Genomic DNA, 24,242 nt, shown 5'->3' with positions numbered 1-24,242 from the left:
CGCGCCGGTAATTGAAAAAAGGGGGATTTCCCCCTATAGTATCATGATTTACCTTATGTATATTTGAGTACCTGTTAAACCAAACCAACCAGAACCATGTCATTTGTACGAGAAAAGGACATTCTGCTCCTTCCGCAGATTCGGTACACCGGAAAAGAAGATCTTTTTTACCAGCGCTGCCGCAACAAGGTGAACCGGTATTTTATCGATAAGAAGAAACATAAGCTGGCAGATAGTCGCATGCATGGCAAGACCCTGCTCCTGTTTAGTCTTTGGATCCTGCTATATATGCTTATGCTTTGCAGTGGTATACGGGGCTGGTCTTTGATCCTGCTGCAAATTGCCTGGCACTTTAATATGTTCCTGATGTCGGTGGGTATAGCCCACGACGGCACTCATCATGCTTATAGCAACAAGCGCTGGGTCAATAAATTCTTTACCGGCGTATTCGATTATATCGGCATCAATTCCGATATGTGGGAATACAATCATATTCATTCGCACCACAGAGCGCCCAATGTGCCCGTTTACGATTCGGCCATTTTCTCGCTCAGCCTGTTCCGCTTTCATCCACGGGCGCCCTATTACCGTTTTCACCGTTACCAGCACCGGTATATCTTTATCGTGTATGCCTTCAGTACCTTGTTCAAACTCTTTATTCTCGATTTCTTTTCCTTTTCGCGATCCAGGATCGGATTTATTTCTATTCAGCGAAGGCCCATAACGCAATTTCTGTACCTGCTGTTTACTAAGGCCGTGGTGATCACTTATACCCTGGTGCTACCCTTGATCCTTATCGACGCGCCGGCATGGCAGATCGTTACCGGTTTTTTGCTGGGCCATATGATCAGCGGGATAGCGTTGGGTATCATTTTCCAGGTCACCCACTTACATAGGGATACGACCTGGCCCGAGCCCGATGCAACAGGGAATATCAAGACCAGCTTCGCGCAGCACATTTTGCTCACTACCGCAGATTTTTGTCCTTCAAGCAGAGTGATCACCTGGATATCGGGCGGGCTCAATATCCATGTGGCGCACCATTTATTCCCCCGTATCTCGCAGATGCACCGGGTACCGCTGGCTCGCATTATAAAGGAAACGGCGGCAGAGTGCGGCTTATCTTATCATTATTATCCCACCATACTTAAGGCGATACGCGCACACCTGGATACGTTAAAGATGCTGGGCCGGGAGCAAACAGCGTGCTGAAAACGGGATTTTAATCCGGACAAAGTATCGTCTGCTCATCACAATTGATTAATTTACAATTAGCTGTATCTTAAGCTTTAGGACAAGTTCAATTGATTTTTTTAATTCGTAACTTTGCAGCCCTCAAATTAAGGGTATGGTGAAGATTGGAAAAATAGAATTACCGGCATTCCCGTTGCTGCTGGCGCCCATGGAAGACGTGAGCGATCCGCCCTTTCGTGCAGTATGCAAAGAGCAGGGCGTGGACCTTATGTATACCGAGTTCATATCGTCGGAAGGCTTGATCCGCGATGCGATCAAGAGCCGGCAGAAGCTGGACATATTCGATTACGAGCGCCCCATTGGCATACAGATCTTCGGTGGCGATGAAGAAGCCATGGAAATGGCAGCCCGCATCGTCGATGCCACGCAACCCGACCTGATCGATATCAATTATGGCTGTCCGGTGAAAAAAGTGGTGTGTAAGGGCGCCGGCGCCGGCATACTGAAGGATGTGCCCAAGATGATCAAGCTCACCGAAGCGGTGGTGAAGGCCACCAACCTGCCGGTAACCGTAAAAACCCGCCTGGGCTGGGATGAGGACTCGAAGAACATCGAAGATGTAGCAGAGCGCTTGCAGGACATCGGCATACAGGCCCTGTCTATACATGGCCGTACCCGCGTGCAAATGTATAAGGGGGAAGCCGACTGGACGCTTATTGCCAAAGTAAAAGAAAACCCCCGCATTCATATTCCCATCTTTGGTAACGGCGATATTGATACGCCCGAAAAAGCACTCGAATATAAGAACCGGTATGGCGTAGACGGCATTATGATCGGCCGCGCCGCTATCGGCTACCCCTGGATCTTCAGGGAAATCAAACATTATATGCAAACCGGTGAGCATCTGCCCCCGCCTACTGTGGAAGAACGGATCGACATCTGCCGTCGACACCTGCTGCGTTCGGTAGAATGGAAAGGAGAAAAGCTGGGCCTGCTGGAAATGCGCCGCCACTATGCGTCCTATCTTAAAGGACTGCCCAATGTAAAGGAATATCGTATGAAGCTGGTGAATAGTGATACGCTGGCGGAGATAGAAGATACCCTCACACGCCTGCTGGAGGAACAATTACAACTCTTATAAATCTACAAACGCTTATAGGGTTTTGAACCCTATAAGCGTTTGTAAAAGCGAAATCGTTAATAGTAATGGATCCCTATCGCTTTCCTGGCCATTGCTATGGTTTTTGAAGCGCTTTCGCGGGCTTTTTCAGCACCTTCCTTTAATATTTTACGTAGCCGGTCCTCATCCTGTTGTAAATCGGCAGCCCGCTCCCTGATGGGTTGTACAAAGGCAGCCATGTCTTCGGCCAGTTGCTTTTTCATATCGCCGTAACGGATCGAGCAATTGTTATAAGCACCCAGGTAGGTATCATAGGTAGATGCGGCCGATACCAGCTGCATCAACTGAAAAATATTACGGATATAGTCCGGCATGTCGCTGTTGGGCTCGGTAGGACCGGAATCGGTTTTCGCCTTCATGATCTTCTTACCGATGGTATCTGCATCATCATTCAGGTAGATGGTAGCATTCACATTTTCACTCTTGCTCATCTTGCCATTACCATCCAGGCTCATGATCTTTACCGTATTTTCATCAAAGCGGAATACATGCGGCTCGGCAAATACTTCGCCATAGCGGCTGTTGAAGCGTTGTGCAAAATTGCGCGCCATTTCCAGGTGCTGCTCCTGGTCCTTACCCACCGGCACTTTCACGGCATTGTGGATCAAGATATCGGCAGCCATCAATACCGGGTAAGTCAGGAGTCCGGCATTAACGTTATCGGGATTCAATCGCACCTTATCTTTAAAGGTAGGTACCTTTTCCAGCTCTCCTTTATAGGCGAGCATATTCAGCATCAGGTACAATTCAGGGATTTCCGGTATGTCGCTCTGCGCGTATAAAGCAACTTTATCGGGATCCAGGCCACTGGCAATATTTTCGGCCGCTACGCGAAAGACGTTGGCCTTAAGATCCTTCGGATCGGGATGGGTAGTGAGGGAATGATAATCTGCCACGAAAAAATAGCACTGGTAATCTTCCTGCATCTTCACATAATTGTGAATAGCGCCGAAATAATTGCCCAGGTGCAGATAGCCGGTAGAGCGGATACCGCTGACTACGATCTCTTTCTTTTGCATAAGGCAGCAAATTTACGGAATGCCTGTCAATTTCCTCCCGGTCGACTGCAGTGCATCCGAAAGCGGTAATCGCTTTGGCGGTTGAAAGCTCCCGGATAAACAATCAAGTCACTCACTGATGAATCGGCTTTAATGCTGGCTTTCAAAAACGTCGCTCTCCTTCCGCTCTCCTTTGGGTGGATAAATAAAATCCTGCGGGAATTTCACCAGGTATTTCCAGATAAGCTTTCCCGCCAGCGGCAGGCGGGAGAGCGCTACACCCCGCGAGCGTACGGCAACGTAGAAGGCCAGCGAAAAGCTGATAAGAAAGTTGAAGAAACCGATGCCGATCACACCTATCGTGGTCCATATCCAGTCGTATGCGCCCAAATGGTTTTCCAGACCATCCACACCAAAAGCAAAATAAGCGGTGGAAATAGTAATATGCCGTATATCGAAAGGAACGCCAAAAAATTCACCGATCAGTTTGGCAAATCCCAGCATGAAACCAAGCGAAACATTACCAACAATACCCCCCAGGTTACGTACCAGGAAATCTGACACCTTGCTCAGCGTGCTTCCCTTAAAGAGCCGCCGTAATCCCTGGTGCTCCTTCATACGTGCCCCCAGGCTGCTATAGATCACTTTATTGTCCACATACCCCGACATGATCCCGCTGGTGAACAGGCATATGCCGGTGATGCCTGCATATAACCAGGCCAGGCTGGTGAGCGGATTCTGATCGCGCAAAGACTGCAAGGCCTCTCCCTTGTCGTGGAGCAATGGTGTCCCGGTCAGGTATTCCCAGGCTACCGACAGTAAATAGGACAGGGGGAACACGACCACCAGGTTGCCCGCGAATGAGGCAAACTGGCTGCGCCAGACCTTACCGAATGTGAGCGCCAGGCCCTGGAACGATACGCCGCCTTTGCGCGTGTCGAGCGAACTTGCCAGGGCCGAGGCCGTCATGGTGGGCTGCTTGGTTGCCAGTGAGGCGCCGGTGAGAAACAAAGCGACAAAGGCGATAGCGTAATTGAAACCATAGCAGAAGTATTGCCAGAATAAAGGCATGTGCACTTTATGCAATAAGGCTTTGATCAATGCAGCGAAGGCAATGATAACGCCACCTGCCGCGGCCGAAAAGAAAAACCCGGAATACTCGGTGCGTGTGGTCGTAATGTAATGCTCGCCGGACGCGCTCTTGTGCTCTGCGATCTGGTAGGCGAGCATGTCGGCGTTCTTACGGTACAGGTCGGAAATGCTGTACCGTTTATTGACACTTTCGATCACATCTTCAAACAAAACTACCGAATTACGTAAGGTATGTTCGGGCAAGGCCCCGGGTGTCAGAAAGCGTACCAGGATGAACATACGCTTCAATTGCTGCGCTGTACGCAGCAGCAGGTACGATTGTCCCAGGCTGGTCCCGAACTTTCCGGTCTGAGACCGTATGTCGTTAATGATAAGCTCGCAGGCATTCAGCTGATCGATCACATCCTGCGCGCTGGATTGCAGGTAGGCTTCAGAAGTGGTCCCCGACCTTACCAGGTGTATGAAAGCAAGCAGCTTTTTATTCTGTTCAATAAAAGGCGTGATCACTTCTTCTTGTGACTTCAGCTGCTGGCTCAACTCCTCCTCCAGGCCCAGGTAAGAAACACGGTAAGAAAGTATCGTAAGGGTATTGACCAGGTATTGCCGGAATGGCGTATCCGCTTTTTCCAATCCTCCCGCAGCGATCTGGAAAAAGCGTATCCAACGCTCATCCGGTATTTCCCGCACCCACTTATAATCGGTCTTCCTATAAAAAGCCCGTTCCAGCAGGTAATTCATACTACGTTTCTCCGGCAAGGGCGGTAATATGCGATGGCGCAACTGCCGGAATAGTGCTGAAAAAAATGTTCCGGAAGAAAGAATACCGACATTGGTAAAGATGCTTTGACTGTCGCGGGTATTGAACAGGTACACAAACATCTGTTGCAAGGCCAGCGTCAGCTGCTTGTCCTGGTCCAGCAATGCCAGCAGGGACTCCAGTCCTTCGGCAGCTGGCCGGTGGCGGCCGGGACGCAATGTTGCTATCAGCTCAATAAATAGCGTATTGTACCGGTTGGTATCGGTAGAGCTTTTTATTTCCTGCACCAGAGCCTGCAGATCATGTCGCCGGTTCTGTTTCTTCAGCGTAGACGTCATGCTGCAAAGTAAAGGTTTTGAAAATTAATATACCGCCCTGAGACAAATGCCATCATAATGCCTTGTGAAAATTATTTTTCCTTAGTTTTAGCTACCCTAACACCTATTGACCATGCGCTATTGCCTTGCGATCCTCCTGTTGCTGCTGTGCTGCCCTGCCGCTATGGCCAGACATAGGCATCACAAGACAAGCGATAAGACCGCCCCTCCTGCTCCCGCGCCTGAGCCGGTTCCTTATGACCGGAGCGACCGGATAGCCCGCTTTGAATCATGGGTAGTGGTAAGGCCGGAAGGCGCGCTGGATGTAACCGAAGAGATCACAGTCTACAATCGCAATGGCAACGACCAGATCACCCACGGTATCCTTCGCAACTTTCCCACCAAATATGTCAATGAGCAGAAACTTTTCCAAAACACCACTTTCGAGCTAAAGGAAGTACTGCTCAATGGCACGCCGGTACGATATATGCAGGAAGGTACCTTCGGTCGCAACGGTTACACATTGAAGATCGGGGACCCGCTGCGCCTGCTCGATACTGGTTTTTCTACCTATACGATCCGTTACCATACGCAGCACCAGGTCAAATTTCTTAAAGACTATGATGAGCTGGCCTGGAATGTGACAGGCAATGGTTGGGCCTTCTACATCGACTCGGCCATTTGCCATATGGTGATCGCCGGCAGCGATTCGGCTTATTCCAGTGCCTGCTATACCGGGCCTCAGGGTTACAATACCGGCCTATGCCGTTTTTCGGGCCAACGGGATACGATCCTTTTCCACAGTACGCAGGCGTTGAAGCCGGGAGAAGGCCTGACAGTGGCTACTTCCTGGGAAAAGGGCATTATTGCACCGCCTACGGCAGCACAACGGTGGTGGTGGTTGCTGAAGAACAATATTGGTGCCTTGGGTATGCCGTTGCTATGGCTCGTTATCCTGTGCTACAATCTTTTTAAATGGTGGCGCCATGGGCGGGACCTGCGCCCTGGTACTATTATTGTCCAGTACGGACCACCCGAAGGCTTTTCACCTGCAGCACTGGGCTATATCTATTTCCAGCGCATGCGCAACAGGCTCCTGGCCGCGGCCATTACCGACCTGGCCCTCCGCAATGCGTACCGGATAGAAGTGAGACGAACCGGTATGGTGTTTAAAGAGAATGAGTATATCTTCCGGCCCGCCAGCCAGGACTTTATTCCCGCCGGCTACGAAGACTTCAGGGAAGAGGCCAGGGAACTGATGGGTACCATTGTAAGCAAAGGCACATACAACGAAACGCTGGACGGCCTCAAAAAGCAGGTCCGGCAGAAGCTTGATGCGGCATACGAAGGCCGGACGAGTAGGAACAAGACGGCTTATTTTATCCGGAATGCCCGCTTCCTGCTATTTGGATACTTCCTCTCGGTGCTGCTCTTTATCCCGCTGATGATCCTGGTACTCGCCGATGCTGATCTGAATTTCTGGCCTCTGGTACCGCTGGTAGGTGGCTTTATCCTTTGCATCCTGACCCAGATGATCTTCGCCCGGCTGATGCCCAATTATACACCCGAAGGCAGAGCCCTGATGGACAAGATCGAAGGCTACCGCCGTTACCTGAAAACGGTGGACGAAAACCGCCTCAACCTTACCAACCCGCCGGAAAAGACGATTGATCTTTTTGAAAAGAACCTGGCCTTTGCCATTGCCCTGGATTGCGATATTGAATGGGGCCGGAAGTTTGAGCAGGTTATCAAGACGGCGATACAGCAGGGTGCCACACACCCGGGATTGTTCTATGGCAATAGCTTTGCTTCCGGCAATGCTTTCTCCGCATCTTCTTTCATCTCGGGCTTTAGCGGGGCAATATCATCGGCAAGCACCCCACCCTCATCCTCCAGTGGTGGGGGCAGCTCTTTCGGTGGCGGCTCCAGCGGCAGTGGCGGCGGCGGAGGAGGTGGTGGCGGCTGGTAAATCTATTCCTGCTTTACTATCTTTTCTGTACAGAATACATCTCTTACAGGGTTGAGGTAAACGGCGATCACTTTGGGGGGCGACAGGCTGGCTTCCGATATCCGCAACCGTTTCTCATGGTTCAGGGATCTTATCTTGGTTTACTGATATTTTTCTGATGCTTCAGTCGTTATAGCTTCAACACTTTCTCCGTCCTTATCCTGGCGCCGTTCCGATCATACAATTGCAGGAAATAAAGTCCCTTGGCCAGATCAGCTATATCAATCGTATTTTCCTTTCCCTTCAGGTATACCCTTCCATCAACGCCACATAACCGGTAACTTACCGGTACAGGCGTCTTGATATAGAGGTAATCCGACGTGGGATTGGGGTATATGGAGATCAGCCGGCTTAATTGCTCCGTTTCGTCGATAGCCGCGTAACCCGTCACCTGTATACTAACCGAATCGCGACAGCCCCATTGGTTTTCCACCACCACGCTGTACGAGCCATTGCTACGAATAGACAGTATCTCTCCGGTCTCACCTGTAAGCAAAGTATCTCCCTTGTACCAGCGGTATTGTGTATAGCCGCTTTCAGTACGCAACAATGGTTTCGTGAATTGGAGGGTGGCATTAATCGAACGGTCGATTACTTTAAATGTATCTACTCTTGTACCGCAGGCAGTATTGTACCGCACAAAGTAAATGCCAGCCTGGGTTACCGTGCGTGTGTTGCCGGTGCTATTGTTGTCCCAGGTATAGCCCCCGGCGGCGGGAGCAGCGTTGAACACAATACCACCTGATGGCATGGTGCATATCGATGTATCCTTCACTACCCGGTTAATACCGCCGGGTGGAATATTACCCGCCAGCACAACTTCGTTTGGAAACCCCAGTATAATCCGGTTAGGGCTGAGATCGATAACCGTATCACGGTATTGGGCTGCGCTACCCAAAATATTGGGGTGCTCAATACGGCCAAGGGCGGTTCCGGGACCAACATTAGCGTTGCCCGAGATAAAGTAGATTTTACCATCGACGCCCAGCTTAAAGTCGCTTGAAAGTGCACTCATACCCAATGGGATCTTGCTGATTCCGGGATAGTAATCATCAAGATTGTATTGAAACACTGTCTGTTGACGCGTTGAATAGAGTTTGCTGCCATCGGGAGAAAAGGAACAGCCATAGCCCCCGCCACTGCTGTCCACAATACGGTCGTATACCACCCTACCGTTAGTATAGTCAAAATCAAATAGCGCCAGCATGCCCGCTCCTCCGACACCAGTATTGCAGATGGCAATCCTATCGGCTCCCGGAGACGCTTTCATACCACTCACGTCAAAGCGAAAATCATTTACGAAAGAGATTACCGGCGTAAGGCTCAAACCGGCTACCGTAACCTCATAGGCATAAATTTTGCTCTTCAGTCCGCATACCAGTAGCCAAACATTGTTGTTACAGCCCGGTATCGCTATCATTTTTTCAGAAAGCGAATCTTCGATAGGCAGATAACGAAGGGGAAAGCTGATATCCACATCTCCCAAACCATTATTCAGAGACATATCGATCCGGTTACAAAAAAGAATTCCATTTGTAGCAAGTGAAAAAGTATAATAGTAGCGATCGCTTCCCGGAGCCGGTACAATCACGGCGCCCTGGGTAGTAGAAAGCGTGGAATATGCAGGCCCCAGAACATCATCGCCATGAGGCATTACTGAGCCAAGGGCATTCCAGATAGTCTCACCGTTGGTATAGAACCGCAAGCCGTACTCGCCGTTACTCACAGAGGCGCAACCTTCAATCGCATATATTGCAGTAGAGACCGGCGTGGGTATAGTCGCATTAAAGTCAAGGCCGGCACCCTCACCCATGGCCCAAATGCTGTTTTCGGGGATATTGTACTGCGCCTGTACACCTATAGGCAGGCAAATTAACAGTATCAAAAAAGTGAGGATATGCCTTTTCATAGCTTAAGATTGTTGCCGCTTTATTGATCTTCTTATTGCTGCTGATTATAGCTTCAACACTTTCTCCGTCCTTATCCAGGCGCCTTTCTGATCATGCAACTGCAGGAAATATAGCCCCTTGGCCAGGAGCCTTATATCAACTGTATTTTCCTTTCCCTTCAGGTATATCCTTCCATCAACGCCACATAGCCGGTAGCTTACCGGTACGGGCGTCTTGATATAGAGATAATCCGACGTGGGATTGGGATATATGGAAATCAGGCGGCTTAATTGCTCCGTTTCGTCTATAGCCGTGTAACCGGTCACCTGTATACTAACTGAATCGCGGCAGCCCCATTGGTTTTGCACCACTACGCTATACCAGCCATTGCTACGAACAGACAGCACCTCTCCGGTCTCGCCTGTAAGCAGGGTATCTCCTTTGTACCAGCGGTATTGTGTATAGCCGCTTTCGGTGCGCAATAGCGGCTTTGTGAATTGTAGTGTAGCATTAATTGAACCGTCGTTTACTTTAAAGGTATCCACCCTGGCTCCGCAGGCAGTATTGTACCGCACAAAATAAATACCGGTCTGAGTCACGGTGCGCATAGAGGCTGTGCTGTTGTTGTCCCAGGTATAGCCCCCCGAAGCCGGCGATGCGATCAGTTGCACACCACTGGAAGGCATGCTGCATATGGCTGTATCCTTCACTACCCGGTTAATACCGCCGGGTGGAATATTGCCCGCCAGCACAACTTCGTTCGGAAGACCTCCTACCACCCATCCTGTACCCAGGTCGACCGCCATATCGTTGTACCCGGCGGCGAGCCCCAGTGCATCGGGGTTTTCGATACAGCCCAGGAAATGGCCTACTCCCGCGCTGCTATTTGAAGAGATGAAGTAGACCTTACCATCAACAGCCAGCTTTATATCCAGTGGCATTGCATCTCCCATCGCGACCCTGGTAGCTCCCGGATAAGGAACATTAAGATCAAACTGCGCCAGCCTCGGCTGCAGCCCGAATTGACTAAAGGAATACACCTTTGTCCCGTCGGGAGAAAACGCACAGCCATAGCTCGCACTGCTGTCTATTACCTTGTTAAAGGTAACGGTACCATTGGTATAATCAAAGTTCAGCAAAGCCAGTATCCGGGCTTGGCCGGCCTGCCCATTGCAGGCAGCGATCCTGTCGGCTTTAGGCGATACTTTAATCACTCCGGAACCGAAGCGCATCAGGTGGCTCAAAGAAGAGACTACAGGTGTAAGGTTGACGCCCGCAGAGGTAATTTCATAAGCAAGCACTTTTCCGTTGGCTTTGAACACGAGTAACCAGACATTGTTATTGCAACCCGGCACAGCAGCCATTTTTTCGGAAAGGGAATCCTGAAGCGCAAGATGCCGCAGCGGAAACCCGGTATCGATGTCTCCCCTGTTGCCATCCAATGTCATATCGATACGGTTGCAAAAAAGTTTATTGGTATTATCCGTCAGTGAGAATAAGTAGTAGTAACGGTTGCTGCCGGGAGCCGGTACGATAACTGCGGCCTGGGTAGTGGAGAATGTAGTATGCTCAGGTCCCAGGATATCGCTGCCATTGGGCATTACATTGCCCAAGGTATTCCATACGATCTTTCCATTAGTATAGAATTTGAGACCAAGCTCGCCATCGCTGATCGAGGCACAGCCCTCCATAGTATTCATAGCAGTCGATACAGCCGTAGGCGGGGAAGTATTGAAATTCACTCCGGCGCCGGTACCCATAGCCCAGTAACTGTTTTCTGTAATGTTGTACTGCGCCTGTGTGGCCGGTATACCCAGCAGGAACAGGAAAGCTAAAAAGAATAATGATCTCATAGTTAGTTATGTATTTAAAGGCAATTGATTTTTATTCTATTTCTGAAAATGGGGGTCTGAATCGTTATAGCTTCAGCACTTTTTCCGTCCTGATCCGGTTGCCCTTTTTGTCATAGACCTGCAGGAAATATAAGCCACCGCCGAGGCCTTTCATATCTAAGCTGTTTGCAGAGGGAGCATGCAGCAGCAAGCGCCCATCGGGACCAAGCAGGGATAAGGATACTTTTTCCCGAGCCTTTACATACAACACATCGCGTACCGGGTTGGGATAAACCGTAATTGCTTCGTCAGGCGAGGGGCTATTGATACCTACAAATCCGGTAACATGATAAGCGGCCGAGTCGGAGCAGAGCGTGTCCTTCTTTACCGATACAGAATACCAACCATCAGCTGTAACCGTATACGACGCCTGTGTTGCTCCCGGGATAGCCGTACCGTCCAGGTACCACTGATAGTTAGTATAGGTATTGTTGGTAGAAAGTACGGGTTGATTATAGCTGATGCTTAAAGGTGGTAATCCGCCTGTATTCCTGATCTTGAACGTATCGGTTTGCGGTCCGCAGAAGGTGTTATAGCGTACCCAATAAGTTCCTGGCTGGGAAATTGATCTTAAAGGGCCACTGACACTATTGTCCCATTCGTACCCGTCAAACCCGCTTCGGGCCTGCAGGCTTATACCACCAGCGGGAAAGCTGCACAGCCTGCGGTCGCTGACGACACGATTGACGGCTGGAGGTGGCGACAGACCAACAATGACATCGTTGGGAAGCCCGAGATTAAGGCGGGTCTGGTTTATATTAATCTGAGTGAAAAGTAAGGACGTAACCGAATCCCGGTAATGACAAGCAATGCCAGCATCATCGGGCGACTCGATACAACCCATATAGACATTGCCCGAGCTCATACCTACCCCACTCTTGAAATATATCTTGTGATTAACGGCCAGCTTCAGATCAGTCAGGCCTACGCCATGTCCGACGACCACTTTGGTTTGAACAGGATCCGGATCGTTCAGATCGTATTGCAGTATGCGCGCAGGCAGGCATTGAATATAGAGCTTGCTGCCGTCAGGAGAGAAAACGCCGCCATATCCTATAATCGTATCGATAAGGCGTGCATTGGTTACAACACCTGCGGAAGCATTAAAATCATACAACGTCAGCTTGGCGGTAGGGCCGTAGGTAAATAGCTTGTTTCCCTGTAGATTAGCTTTCATGACGCCTGTAAGATAGTTGTTACCGGCCCCGGCGTCAGAGATCACCGGCACGGTATCCAAACCTGATACGGACAAACGGTAGGCATAAAAGCGGGGTTGCGTATCGGCATGGGTTAATATCCAAATGTCATTTTCCCTTCCCTTCAGGGCGATCATCTTTTCAGAAAGCGGTGCATTCAAACGAACATGATCCAGGCTGTAGGCTGTGTCGACATCTCCCTGTCCATTCGACAGGTTCATATTTACCCGGCTGCAGTACAAGCCCATACTGGTACCATTGGAAGCAAGGGAAAATACATAGTAGAGGCCGCACTGCTCCATGGCCGGTATGATCAACGCTCCTTGCGTGGCAGAAAAAGAGCTCATCGGCCCGCATCCCGTAACATCCGAACCGTTGGGCATTACGGTACCTGAGGCGTTCCATATACGCGAACCATTGGTATAGAAAAGCAGCCGACCGGCCTCGTCGCATACGGAGGCACAGCCTTCACCTGCCGCCATAGCTGTTACTATGGGCACCGGCTCTGGCCCGGAAAAATCAAGGCCCGACAGGTGGCCCATGGCCCAAACTGTATTTTCCGGGCGGTAATATTGCGCCTGCATTCCGACAGGCCGGCACGCCATCATAATTAAAAAAATAAGGATATTATTTCTCATAGTGAAACCGTTTATTTGTTTTCCTACAGGTAGTTGTGACTTACCATTTTAACACCTTTTCCATCTTTATTTTGTTGCCGTTCAGGTCATATATCTGAAAGAAATACAGACCTCGTCCAAGACCCTTCATATCTAAACTATTGGTTGCCCGGGCATGCAGCAGCAAGCGCCCATCGGGGCCAAGCAGGGATAAGGATACTTTTTCCGGCGCCTTTATATACAACACATCGCTTACTGGGTTGGGATAAACCGTTACCGCTTTTTCAAGTGACGGGTTATTGATACCCGTCAATCCGGTAACATGATAAGCTGCCGAGTCGGAACAGAGTGTGTCTTTCTTTACCAGCACCGAATACCAGCCATCGGAGGTAGCTGTATAGTCAGATTGGGTAGCGCCGGCTATAGGCGAGCCGTCCAGGTACCACTGGTAGCTGGTATAGCTGGTGTTGACAGACAGCAGGGGCCTATGGTAGCTAATGTTCAACGGCGGCAACCCACCCGTATTTCTTATTTTAAAGGTATCCGTTTGCGACCCGCAGAAGGTTGTATAACGTACCCAATACGTTCCCGTATCGGAGATGGTTCTCGAATATGTATTGATCCCGTTATCCCAGGTGTAACTGTTAAAGCCACTTTCGGCCTGCAGGCTGATACCTGCCGCAGGAAAACTGCACAGCCGGCGATCGCTGACCACACGATTGCCCGGTGGCGGAGGGGAGGCGCCTACGACCACTTCATTGGGCAATCCGTTCCCGATATGTAGTCCGTTAAGGAAGGGCTCGCTAACGAACATCGAGCTGACTGTATCCCTAAGATGACAGGCGAGGCCGGCACTGTCGGGTGCTTCGATACTGCCGAGGAATGAATAGCCCATCCCGCCTCCGAATATGCTCTTGAAATATATTTTATGATTGTAGGCGAGCTTTACATCTGCTAAAGCCACATGCGTGCTTAAAACAACTTTAGTCTGAGCAGGATTTATTTGATTCAGATCGTATTGAACCATTTTGCTTGGGATATCAAGGACGTATAATTTGGTGCCATCGGGAGAAAAAGTACCGCCATAGGTGGCGATGACATCGATCGTACGGGCATTGCTTACGGTACCCGAAGCAGCATTAAAGTCGAATAACTCAAGCAGGGGACTGTTGCAGACAAGCAGGAGGTTTCCCTGTGGGCTGGCCTTCATAACGCCGCTGCTATACAGCGTGCCCGCACCGGCATCTGAGACCACCGGGACGGTATCAAGACCGGATGCAGAAAGGTGGTAGGCGTAAAACCGAGTCTGCTGTTGCGCATGGGTCATTATCCACACATTATTGTTCGCTCCTTTTACAGCGACCATTTTATCGGAAAGACCACCTTTCAAAAGGACTTTATTTAAGCTGTATGCGGTATCAATATCACCTTGGCCGCCGGCAAGGTTCATGTCTATCCTACTGCAATACAGGCTCTGGATAAAATTGGTACTGGCAAGGGAAAACAAGTAGTAGACGCCACATCGCTCCATACCGGGCACGATCAAGGCGCTCTGCGATACTCCGGCCGAACTGGTAAGCCCGCTACCGGTAATATCCGTACCATGGGGCATCAACGTACCGGCTGCATTCCATACGCTTGATCCATTGGTGTAGAAAAGCAGGCGGCCGTCTTCGTCGCATACCGATGCAGAGCCCGCCATGGCCTCTATACTCGTGGTTAATGGTATGGCGAGGGCATTGCTGACATCGACGCCCGAATGATCGCCCATGGCCCATATCCGGTTCTCCGGGCGGTAATATTGGGCACGCACCGATGCCGGCAGCCCACCTATCAAAAACAACGCAACCAGGATAAATTTTTTCATAGCAAAATTGATTTTATAAAGCACTTGCTAAACCCTTCGCTATAATTTCAATACCTTTTCTATTTTAATGCTATTTCCGCTTCGATCACAAACCTTCAGAAAATATAACCCGGGCGCCAGTTTAGCTATATAAACCCTGTTCTCCTTTCCCTCCAGGTATGTTCTTCCGTCGACGCCACAGAGCCTGTAGCTTACCCTTATCGGCGCTTTGATATAAAGATGACCCGATGCCGGGTTAGGGTACACAGAAATAAGACGGCTTAATTCCGCCACCTGGTTGATAGCCGTGTAACCCGTCACCTGAATGCTTACGGAGTCGCGGCAGCCCCATTGGTTTTCAACCACCACACTGTACCAGCTATTGCTACGAATAGACAGTACATCTCCAGTCTCACCTGTAAGCAAAGTATCTCCCTTGTACCAGCGGTATTGTGTATAGCCGCTTTCGGTACGCAACAATGGTTTCGTGAATTGCAGTGTGGCATTAATCGAACGGTCAATTACTTTAAATGTGTCCACTCTTGTACCGCATGCAGTGGGATACCGCACAAAGTAAATACCAGCTTGGGTTACCGTACGTGTGTTGCCGGTGCTATTGTTGTCCCAGGTATAGCCGCCTGCCGCAGGGGCAGCCTTGAGTGTAACACCGGCTGCAGGCATGTCGCATATCGATGTATCCTTCACTACTCTGTTAATACCGCCGGGTGGAATATTTCCCGCCAGCACAACTTCGTTCGGGAAGCCCGCCACCATCCATCCTGGACTCAGATTGACTGCCGTATCGTGATACCCGGCGGCAAGGCCCGGCGCATCGGGATTTTCGATCCGGCCCAGGAAATGGCCGAATCCTGCGCTGAAATTTGACGAGATGAAGTAGATCTTACCATCGATGGCCAGCTTCAGATCAGCAGGAACCGCCTCTCCTAATTCTACGCCTGTCGTACCCGGATAAGGTATATTAAGATCGAGCTGCTTGATCTTCCGCACGGTACCCGGAGGTGTAAAGGTGTACAGCTTGGTACCATCGGGCGAAAAGGTGCAGCTATAGTTGTCGAAGCTGTCCACGATCCGGTCAAGGGTAACAACCCCGCTGGTATAATCGAAATGGAACAAAGTCGTATAGCCAATATTTCCAAACTGGAACTGGGTATTACAAGCCGCTATCCTGTCGGCTTTGGGTGATACTTTGATCATACCGGTTGAAAAAAAGACCGGCACATTAAACGTAGAAATTACTGGTGTAAGATTCACCCCGGCTGCCGTGATTTCATAGGCCAATATCGTTCCGTTATGCTTGCACACCAACAGCCATACATTGTTGTTGCAACCTGGTACAGCAGCCATTTTCTCCGAAAGGGAATCTTCAAGGACAACATGCCATAGCGGAAATCCGGTATCGATATCGCCCCGGTTGCCATCCAGGGTCATATCAACACGGTTGCAGGAGAGGATATTCGTATTGTCGGTAAGTGAAAATACATAGTAGTAGCGGCTACTGCCGGGAGCGGGCACAATAACCGCGGCCTGTGTCGTCGATTCGGTAGAGTGACCGGGGCCCAGGATATCGTCACCATTAGGCATGATATTGCCCAAGCCATTCCATACGGTTTTTCCATTGGTATAGAACCGGAGTCCATACTCACCGCCACTCACCGATGCCCCACCTTCCGGGGCGACCATACTTGTCGACAGGGCCGCAGGCGGATAGGTATTGAAATCCATACCGGTGCTTCTTCCCATAGCCCATATACTGTTCTCAGCAATATTGTATTGGGCCTGCACATCTGCAGGCAGACAGGCGATCAGGATTAAGAGAACAATGGTAGCATATCTCATAGCGAAGATCTTTATCATGGTTTTACTCATTTTCTTCCAACGCTATTGCCGGCTATAGCTTCAACACTTTTTCTGTTTTGATCCTATTCCCTTTTTGATCACACACCTGAAGGAAATACAAGCCGGGAGCCAGGTTGGCTATATTGACCGCGTTTTCTTTTCCCTGCAGATATACCCTTCCATCGGCGCCGTAAAGCCTGTAACTTATGGCTACCGGCGCCTTAATATAAACATGATCCGATGCGGGATTGGGATGTACGGTTATAGAGCGGCTCAGCTGTTCAACGGGATCAATGGCCACATAACCCGTTACTTGTATGCTCACAGAATCACGACAGCCCCATTGGCTCTGCACCACCACGCTATACCAGCCGTTGCTGGTGACCGTAAGCTCATGCCCGGTCGCGCCTGCCAGTAAAGTATTCCCTTTATACCACCAGTAATGTGCATAGCCATCTCCGGTGCGCAATACCGGATTGGAAAATTGCAAGGTCGTATGAACAGAGCCATCTTTTACTTTGAAGGTATCCACTCTTGTTCCGCAGACTGTATTATACTGCACAAAGTAAGTGCCGGTCTGCGTTACGGTGCGCATATCAGCTGTACTGTTATTATCCCAGATATAACCTCCCGAAGCCGGCGCCGCAATGAGTTTTACGCCGGCCGAAGGCATGCCGCATACCACGGTATCCATAACGACACGGTTAATGCCGCCTGGTGGTATATTACCGGCCAGCACAACATCGTTGGGTAAGCAAAGCGGCGACAATCCCGGCGACAGGTTAATAACCGTGTCACGAAAGCCCGCAGCGATACCTAATGCATCGGGATGCTCAATACACCCCAGGAACTGTCCGCTACCGTAAGACGAAATGAAATAGATCTTGCCATCAACAGCTAGCTTCAGATCAAAGTTCATTCCCTCACCTAAGGTTATGGCGGTTGCCGCCGGATAAGGATCATCAAGATTATACTGCAGGATATCCAGTTGTTGATTATACGAATATAGCTTTGTCCCGTCCGGTGAAAAAGCGCATCCATAGGCATAGCTGGCGCTGTCGATTATGCGGTTTAAAGTAAGGGTGCCATTGGTGTAATCAAAATTGAACAGGGCGGTCATTGTAGCTGCACCCACTTGTGTTCTGCCAGCGACGATCCTGTCGGCCTTCGGCGATACCCGTACTGAACCGGTACCATTGGGTTTCACCTCACCAAAAGAAGAGACGACGGGCGTAAGGTTGACGCCGGCGGTCGTAATTTCATAAGCATATGCTTTTCCATCGGCGCCGAATACAAGTAACCAGACATTATTGTTGCAGCCGGGAGCGGCGACCATTTTCTCCGAGAGCGCGCCCTTCAGGGCTATGTGCCTTAACGGGAATCCGGTATCGATATCACCCAGGCCGCCTGCCAGCGACATATCGACACGATTACAAAAAAGGGTTGCGGTGTTATCTGTAAGGGAGAACAGGTAGTAATAGCGGTCGCTTCCGGGCGCCGGCACAATGACCGCCGCCTGTGTTGTGGAAGCGGTTGTGTGCCCTGCACCCAGTATATCGCTGCCATTGGGCATAATATTGTTAAAAGCATTCCATACGATTTTTCCATTGGTATAGAACTGGAGACCGAATTCGCCGTTGCTCACCGAAGCGCAGCCCTCTGCCGTGTACATCGCTGTCGCTATAGCAGAAGGGGGGGTGGTATTGAAATTGACACCTGCGCGAAAGCCCATAGCCCAAATATTGTTTTCAGGAATGTTGTACTGTGCATGTAGCGTATAGGTACAGGACAGCAGCAGGACGAGCAGCGTGTAAAAGAGCTTCATGATGGATTGATTTATTGGTCGACCTTCAAGATACAAATTTCATATTGATTATCATGAATACTAATAAATATTTATAGATACCATTTAAAGAATTGTGATTTTGCGTTCCTTTATGGCGCCGCGGGCATTCTTTCAATAATTTTAGGGATATAACAAAATTATGGTGGAAGAAAATCAAAAATCGCCGCATATACTCAATGCTTCATCCAACCTGCTGGGGCTCTGCTTTGTCGTATTAACCTCGCTGAAGCTGCTAAGGGTATCGCAACGGACACTTATCGACGAGTTTACCAGCGGCGCGACCCTGCTGTTTATGATCAGCTGCATCCTCTCCTTCCTGTCGATAAGAGGCAGCCTGAAGCGAAGCCGGCGCCTGGAAAATGTTGCAGACATCATCTTTCTCTGCGGCCTGGGCCTGCTTTTCCTTACCGCATTGCTGTTCTCGCTGAATATCATTTCCTGAGGCTCGTATTATCAATTTCAATTATCCCGGGATTGGGCAGATTCACGGCAGATAGCGTAAATTCGCAATCCTAATCATGCGACGTGGCAAAGACTGCGTCATCTTTCTCCAGGAAACCTTTATGTCCGACAATATAGAAATTTACGGCGCCCGTGTACATAACCTTAAAAACATTGACGTCCATATACCCAAAAACAAGCTGGTAGTGATTACCGGCCTCAGCGGCAGCGGTAAGTCGTCCCTGGCTTTCGATACTATATATGCCGAAGGTCAGCGCCGCTACATGGAAAGCTTCTCGGCCTATGCCCGGCAGTTCATGGGCGACCTGGAAAGGCCCGATGTGGACAAGATCACGGGCTTGTCGCCGGTGATCTCCATCGAGCAAAAGACCACCAACCGCAATCCCCGTTCCACCGTAGGCACCGTTACGGAGGTGTACGACTTCATGCGCTTGCTCTTCGCCCGCATAGGTATCGCTTATAGCTACGAAAGCGGTAAAGAGATGGAGCGTTTCTCCGAAGAGGAAATAGCGGCCCACATCAGGGAAACACTGAAGGGGAAAAAGATCGTGCTGCTGGCGCCCATCGTCCGCGGCCGCAAGGGCCATTACCGCGAACTATTTGAACAGCTGCGCAAGCAAGGCTATGTGCGTGTCCGTATCGACGGAAAGATCGAGGAGCTGAAGGAAAAAATGCAGGTCGATCGCTACAAGATCCACGATATAGAACTGGTGATCGATCGTCTCGAGGTAAACGACGCCGACATGCCCCGGCTGAACCAAAGCCTGCAGAAAGCCCTTCAGCTGGGCAAGGGACTGCTCTTTGTGCAGAACCACGATAGTGGCAAGCTACACCAGTACAGTAAGCACCTGATGGATGCCGAAAGCGGCCTGTCGTACGAAGACCCCTCGCCCAATACCTTCTCTTTCAACTCGCCCTACGGCGCCTGCCCTTCCTGCAAAGGCCTGGGGGTGGTGCATCGTATCAGCATGGAAGAAGTATTGCCCGATAAGAGTAAAACGATCATAGAAGGCGGTATCGCGCCACTGGGAGAGAAGCGGGAGGCTGGTAGCTGGCAGCAGGCCGAAGCTTTTGCGAAAAAGAACAAGATCCCGCTGAACAAAGCGATCAAAGACCTTTCGGAGTCGCAGCTCAACCTGCTCTTGTATGGTAATGCCGAAGGCATCATCACCTATCAGCAAGACGACAATGCTGAATACAGCTATCTGCTCGACGGCGCCGAATTTGAAGGCGTGCTGAACATGATGATGCGCTGGTTTGCCGAGTCAACTTCTGATTATATACGCGACTGGGCCGAGCAGTTCATGGTGCTGGACAATTGTCCCGAGTGCCAGGGTACGCGGCTCAAAAAGGAAAGCCTATGGTTCAAGGTAGCCGGCCGCAATATTGCCGAGTACGCTATGCTGTCGCTTTCTGCCTTGCAGGAGGCTTTCCGGGATATAGAAAAGAAGCTGAGCAAAAAACAGCAGGTAATCGCCAAAGACATACTGGTGGAGATACGCGACCGGCTCAGCTTCCTGCTCGAAGTAGGGTTGCACTACCTTTCCCTCAACCGCCCTACCCGTACGCTCAGCGGCGGCGAAAGCCAGCGTATACGCCTGGCCACCCAGATCGGCTCCCAACTGGTAGGTATTACCTATATTCTCGACGAGCCTTCGATAGGCCTGCACCAGCGCGACAACCACCGCCTGATCAATGCGCTGAAAAACCTGCGCGATGGCGGTAATTCCGTATTGGTGGTAGAGCACGATAAAGACATTATGCTGGCGGCCGACTACCTGATCGATATGGGCCCGGCCGCAGGTTACCATGGCGGGCGCATCGTTTCGGAAGGCACACCCAAAGAAGTGTTGAAAAGCGATAGCGTTACCGCACGCTACCTCAACAATAAGGACAGTATTGCCCTTCCCCCGCAGCGCCGCAAAGGCAACGGGAAAAAGATCGTGCTGAAAGGCGCTACGGGCAACAACCTGAAAAATGTAAGCGTTACCTTGCCGCTCGGCACTTTTACCTGCATTACCGGGGTGTCGGGTAGCGGTAAGAGCACGCTCATTAACGAGACCTTGTACCCCATTCTTTCCCGGCATTGCTTCCCTGCTTCCAAGATGCAGCCCATGCCGTATAAGAAGATCGAAGGCCTGGAGCATGTCGACAAAGTGATCGAGATCGACCAAAGCCCCATCGGCCGTACGCCCCGGAGCAACCCGGCTACCTACTGCGGCTTCTTTACCGATATCCGCCAGCTGATGGCACAGGTACCCGAAGCCAAGATCAGGGGCTATAATGCCGGCCGTTTTTCCTTTAATGTAAAAGGCGGGCGCTGCGAGACCTGCCAGGGCGGCGGCATGAAGGTGATCGAAATGAACTTTCTGCCCGACGTATACGTTCCCTGCGAAAAATGCAACGGGCGCCGCTACAACCGGGAAACGCTTGAGATCCGCTATAAAGGCAAATCGATCTCCGATATCCTGAATATGACTGTAGAAGAAGCGACGGAATTCTTTATCAATATTCCTTCCCTGCACCGGAAGGTCAGGACACTGAACGAAGTGGGCCTTGGCTATATCACCCTGGGCCAAAGCGCCGTAACCCTTAGCGGTGGCGAAGCCCAAAGGGTAAAGCTGGCCACCGAGCTGTCCAAGAAAGACACTGGCCAAACGGTCTATATCCTTGACGAGCCCACTACCGGTCTTCATTTCGAGGACATCAAGCACCTCCTGGCCGTATTGGACCGGCTCGTCGAACGCGGCAATACCGTACTGGTAATCGAGCACAACCTCGATATGGTAAAAGTGGCCGATTACGTGATCGACCTGGGCCCCGAAGGCGGCAGCGGCGGCGGCACCATACTCTGCACGGGTACGCCGGAAGATGTGGCGCGCTGCGAAGGCAGTCATACCGGCGAATACCTGAAGCTGGAATTGTAAAAAGCTGAAAAGGAAACAAAAAGCGTCTGCCGCAACCGGCAGGCGCTTTGTTGTTAATTAGAAATGGCGCCTACGCCGGAATTGAGTATTTTTATACTACCGCATACCCTGGTACTACGGGGACAGACAGGGGTATAGTATATACACTGTTGTCCTATTGCATTGCCGCTGCCTCCCGGAAACGGGCAGCGATACGATCCCAATAAATCGCACGATGAAGCACTACCCTATACTAGTATTGTTCCTGCTGTCATTTCTTTTTTGCCGGCCCAGGGCCGGCGCACAGGTAAAACGGGATATCGCAGCCATGGATACCGCTTCGCTCACAGCCATGCTCGATACCGTATGGCTGGAAACGGTCAATAACCCCGATAGCGGACTGGCGCAACTGGCGCAATATGAGGCCCGCAGCAGGGCACTCAGCTTCTCTTACGGCCTGGGTAAAACGAGGATGTACCAGGGCCTTTTCCTGAACCGGATGGGCAACTATGACACTGCGGTCGGCCTGCTGGCAGCGGCCATGACCGAATTTGACAAAACCGGGCAGGGAAAGCAGGAAATGCCCCGGCTGCTAAGCCAGACCGGTAATATCTACCTGAACAAGGGCCGCTATGAGGAAGGGCTTAAGTTCCAGCTCAAAGCGCTGGATATCGCCACACGCGATTATCCCGACATGAACGTGGATTATATCTATAGCAATGTCGCAGCGATATTGGCCATCATCCGCCGGCCGCCGGCCAGCATACGGCATTACCTGGAACTTGCCGAGCAAATGGCGTTCCGGCACCGGAACTTTTATCTGATGAGTACCCTGGAGAACAATAAAGGCACAAGCTACGCGGGAACCGGCCAGTACGATAGCAGCCTGCTTTGTTTCCGGCGGGCGGTTATGTTCAGCCGGTCTTCGTGCCGTACCGACAATGAGTGTGTCGCGCTGATCAATATCGGCGATTATTTTCTCAAGACCGGAACGCCCGATAGCGCGTTACAATACCTGTATCAGGCCCGGGATAAAGTCGCATTTGTGCCTGTAGCTGTCAGGGAAAAGCTAAATACAGTATTGGCCCTGGCCTATATGGAAATGGGCTGGCCGCAAAAGGCCCGTCCCCTGGTCTTGCAGAGCTATCAAAACGCCCTGGCCAAAAAAGATAGCGTAGGCCTCCAAAACGCCTACCAGGATCTTTCGCGCCTGTACGGAGATCTGAACGATTTCAAAAAGGGCTACGGCTATGCCTGGGATTATATCTTGCTCAACCATAAGCTGGAAAGCCGCGAGACCCTCGACAATATCAACCAGCTTGAGCTGGATTACCGTACTGCAGAGAAAGAAAAGGAGCTGATGGGCAAACAGTTGATGATCGTCCGGCAGGAGAAATCCCTGGCTGCGCGCAATACCTGGCTGGCGGTCTTCATCGGTGGCATAGCCGGGCTTTGCCTGCTGTTATTGCTGTTCCGGAGCCGTTACCGCTCAAGGCAGCGACTGCTGCAGGCCCGCCTGCGCGACATGGAGCAAATCGCACAGATCGAGAACCTGAAGGCAACCATACAAGGCGAAGCGCAGGAACGCATACGCATAGCGCGGGAATTGCACGACGGGCTGGGCGCCATGACCTCGGCCGCACGCATCAACCTGGGGCTGCTCACGCGTGAAGAGCATGGCGGCACATCGGCAGAGATCCTGCATACGACTACGCAGCTGCTCGACGAGATCAGCGCCGACCTCCGGTTTACGGCGCACAACATGATGCCCCAAGCGCTGATGGAAAAAGATCTTCCAAAAGCAGTAGCGGCTTTTTGCGAATATGTGGGCCGGAACAAACCCTTTACGATAGCCGTGCAGGTACTGGGATCGTTCCAAGCCTTACCGGAGGCCTATCTCCTCAGCGCATACCGCATGGTGCAGGAACTGGTGCATAATGCGGAAAAGCACGCCAACGCCGCAAGCATATTGGTCCAGCTCTCTTACCGCGACAGGCTGTTGATGATCACCGTGGAGGACGACGGTAAGGGTTTCGATATGCGCGCCACTCCTCAACGCAAAGGCATGGGCCTGGAAAGCATCAGAAGCCGGGTGAAAGGGCTCGGCGGCACGTTATCTGTAGACAGCACGCCGGGAAAAGGTACTGCTATTTGCATTGAGATCCGAACGGGAGAGCGTTAGGCC

14 protein-coding genes are annotated in these 24,242 nt (G+C 50.9%); 6 read left to right on the top strand and 8 right to left on the bottom strand.

Features of this window, described 5'->3' with window-relative positions:
* Nucleotides 1–96: 96 nt before the first annotated feature.
* Complete coding sequence (locus DZK30_RS10670; RefSeq protein ID WP_118974137.1) at nt 97–1,212, top strand: fatty acid desaturase family protein; 1,116 nt, start codon at nt 97–99, stop codon at nt 1,210–1,212.
* 136 nt (nt 1,213–1,348) lie between these two features.
* Nucleotides 1,349–2,335 carry a tRNA dihydrouridine synthase DusB gene (gene dusB / locus DZK30_RS10665; RefSeq protein WP_118974136.1) on the top strand — a complete coding sequence of 329 codons (987 nt, stop codon included), beginning with the start codon at nt 1,349–1,351 and terminating at the stop codon, nt 2,333–2,335.
* 56 nt (nt 2,336–2,391) lie between these two features.
* Here dusB and trpS read toward each other — a convergent pair whose 3' ends face one another.
* Together trpS and DZK30_RS10655 are read right to left on the bottom strand one after the other, a co-directional pair.
* A complete protein-coding gene (gene trpS / locus DZK30_RS10660; protein ID WP_118974135.1) occupies nt 2,392–3,393 on the bottom strand; it encodes a tryptophan--tRNA ligase in 1,002 nt (333 codons plus the stop codon).
* Nucleotides 3,394–3,522: 129 nt separating this feature from the next.
* Nucleotides 3,523–5,559 (bottom strand): hypothetical protein, encoded by a 2,037-nt coding sequence (locus DZK30_RS10655; RefSeq protein WP_118974134.1) that lies wholly within the window; start codon nt 5,557–5,559, stop codon nt 3,523–3,525.
* A 112-nt stretch (nt 5,560–5,671) separates the two neighbouring features.
* On the opposite strand from DZK30_RS10655, the gene DZK30_RS10650 reads away from it, so the two are divergent.
* Nucleotides 5,672–7,507: a DUF2207 domain-containing protein gene (locus DZK30_RS10650; RefSeq protein ID WP_118974133.1), complete on the top strand. Its 1,836-nt coding sequence runs from the start codon at nt 5,672–5,674 to the stop codon at nt 7,505–7,507.
* A 169-nt stretch (nt 7,508–7,676) separates the two neighbouring features.
* On the opposite strand, the gene DZK30_RS10645 is transcribed toward DZK30_RS10650, so the two are convergent.
* From DZK30_RS10645 to DZK30_RS10620, 6 genes are all read right to left on the bottom strand, one after another.
* Nucleotides 7,677–9,431 (bottom strand): T9SS type A sorting domain-containing protein, encoded by a 1,755-nt coding sequence (locus tag DZK30_RS10645; RefSeq protein WP_205529412.1) that lies wholly within the window; start codon nt 9,429–9,431, stop codon nt 7,677–7,679.
* A gap of 69 nt (nt 9,432–9,500) precedes the next feature.
* Nucleotides 9,501–11,288 (bottom strand): T9SS type A sorting domain-containing protein, encoded by a 1,788-nt coding sequence (locus DZK30_RS10640; RefSeq protein ID WP_118974131.1) that lies wholly within the window; start codon nt 11,286–11,288, stop codon nt 9,501–9,503.
* Nucleotides 11,289–11,352: 64 nt separating this feature from the next.
* A complete protein-coding gene (locus tag DZK30_RS10635) occupies nt 11,353–13,161 on the bottom strand; it encodes a T9SS type A sorting domain-containing protein (RefSeq protein ID WP_162903016.1) in 1,809 nt (602 codons plus the stop codon).
* A gap of 40 nt (nt 13,162–13,201) precedes the next feature.
* Nucleotides 13,202–15,007, bottom strand: a complete 1,806-nt coding sequence (locus DZK30_RS10630) for a T9SS type A sorting domain-containing protein (protein WP_118974129.1) — start codon at nt 15,005–15,007, stop codon at nt 13,202–13,204.
* A 39-nt stretch (nt 15,008–15,046) separates the two neighbouring features.
* Nucleotides 15,047–16,861: a T9SS type A sorting domain-containing protein gene (locus DZK30_RS10625; RefSeq protein WP_162903015.1), complete on the bottom strand. Its 1,815-nt coding sequence runs from the start codon at nt 16,859–16,861 to the stop codon at nt 15,047–15,049.
* Between the two features lie 34 nt (nt 16,862–16,895).
* Nucleotides 16,896–18,668 (bottom strand): T9SS type A sorting domain-containing protein, encoded by a 1,773-nt coding sequence (locus DZK30_RS10620; protein WP_118974127.1) that lies wholly within the window; start codon nt 18,666–18,668, stop codon nt 16,896–16,898.
* Between the two features lie 160 nt (nt 18,669–18,828).
* Between DZK30_RS10620 and DZK30_RS10615 the strand changes: the two genes are divergently transcribed.
* The 3 genes from DZK30_RS10615 (at nt 18,829) to DZK30_RS10605 (ending at nt 24,239) form a co-directional block, all read left to right on the top strand.
* Nucleotides 18,829–19,131, top strand: a complete 303-nt coding sequence (locus tag DZK30_RS10615; protein ID WP_118974126.1) for a hypothetical protein — start codon at nt 18,829–18,831, stop codon at nt 19,129–19,131.
* 76 nt (nt 19,132–19,207) lie between these two features.
* Entirely contained in the window at nt 19,208–22,078 is a 2,871-nt protein-coding gene (gene uvrA, locus DZK30_RS10610) for an excinuclease ABC subunit UvrA (protein WP_118974125.1), read from the top strand.
* Nucleotides 22,079–22,292: 214 nt separating this feature from the next.
* Nucleotides 22,293–24,239, top strand: a complete 1,947-nt coding sequence (locus DZK30_RS10605; protein ID WP_118974124.1) for a tetratricopeptide repeat-containing sensor histidine kinase — start codon at nt 22,293–22,295, stop codon at nt 24,237–24,239.
* The last annotated feature ends 3 nt before the right edge of the window (nt 24,240–24,242 follow it).

The organism is Taibaiella koreensis, from assembly GCF_003545715.1.
GTDB lineage: Bacteria > Bacteroidota > Bacteroidia > Chitinophagales > Chitinophagaceae > Taibaiella > Taibaiella koreensis.
This window is presented reverse-complemented; position numbering and strand designations above follow the sequence as displayed.

Bases quoted from the DNA above. Each gene is read 5' to 3' on its own strand.
- DZK30_RS10655 (WP_118974134.1), bottom strand. From the start codon at position 5,559: ATGACGTCTACGCTGAAGAAACAGAACCGGCGACATGATCTGCAGGCT.
- DZK30_RS10630 (WP_118974129.1), bottom strand. From the start codon at position 15,007: ATGAAAAAATTTATCCTGGTTGCGTTGTTTTTGATAGGTGGGCTGCCG.
- DZK30_RS10625 (WP_162903015.1), bottom strand. From the start codon at position 16,861: ATGATAAAGATCTTCGCTATGAGATATGCTACCATTGTTCTCTTAATC.
- DZK30_RS10605 (WP_118974124.1), top strand. From the start codon at position 22,293: ATGAAGCACTACCCTATACTAGTATTGTTCCTGCTGTCATTTCTTTTT.
- DZK30_RS10640 (WP_118974131.1), bottom strand. From the start codon at position 11,288: ATGAGATCATTATTCTTTTTAGCTTTCCTGTTCCTGCTGGGTATACCG.
- DZK30_RS10620 (WP_118974127.1), bottom strand. From the start codon at position 18,668: ATGAAGCTCTTTTACACGCTGCTCGTCCTGCTGCTGTCCTGTACCTAT.
- DZK30_RS10650 (WP_118974133.1), top strand. From the start codon at position 5,672: ATGCGCTATTGCCTTGCGATCCTCCTGTTGCTGCTGTGCTGCCCTGCC.
- trpS (WP_118974135.1), bottom strand. From the start codon at position 3,393: ATGCAAAAGAAAGAGATCGTAGTCAGCGGTATCCGCTCTACCGGCTAT.
- uvrA (WP_118974125.1), top strand. From the start codon at position 19,208: ATGCGACGTGGCAAAGACTGCGTCATCTTTCTCCAGGAAACCTTTATG.
- DZK30_RS10635 (WP_162903016.1), bottom strand. From the start codon at position 13,161: ATGAGAAATAATATCCTTATTTTTTTAATTATGATGGCGTGCCGGCCT.
- DZK30_RS10670 (WP_118974137.1), top strand. From the start codon at position 97: ATGTCATTTGTACGAGAAAAGGACATTCTGCTCCTTCCGCAGATTCGG.
- dusB (WP_118974136.1), top strand. From the start codon at position 1,349: ATGGTGAAGATTGGAAAAATAGAATTACCGGCATTCCCGTTGCTGCTG.
- DZK30_RS10615 (WP_118974126.1), top strand. From the start codon at position 18,829: ATGGTGGAAGAAAATCAAAAATCGCCGCATATACTCAATGCTTCATCC.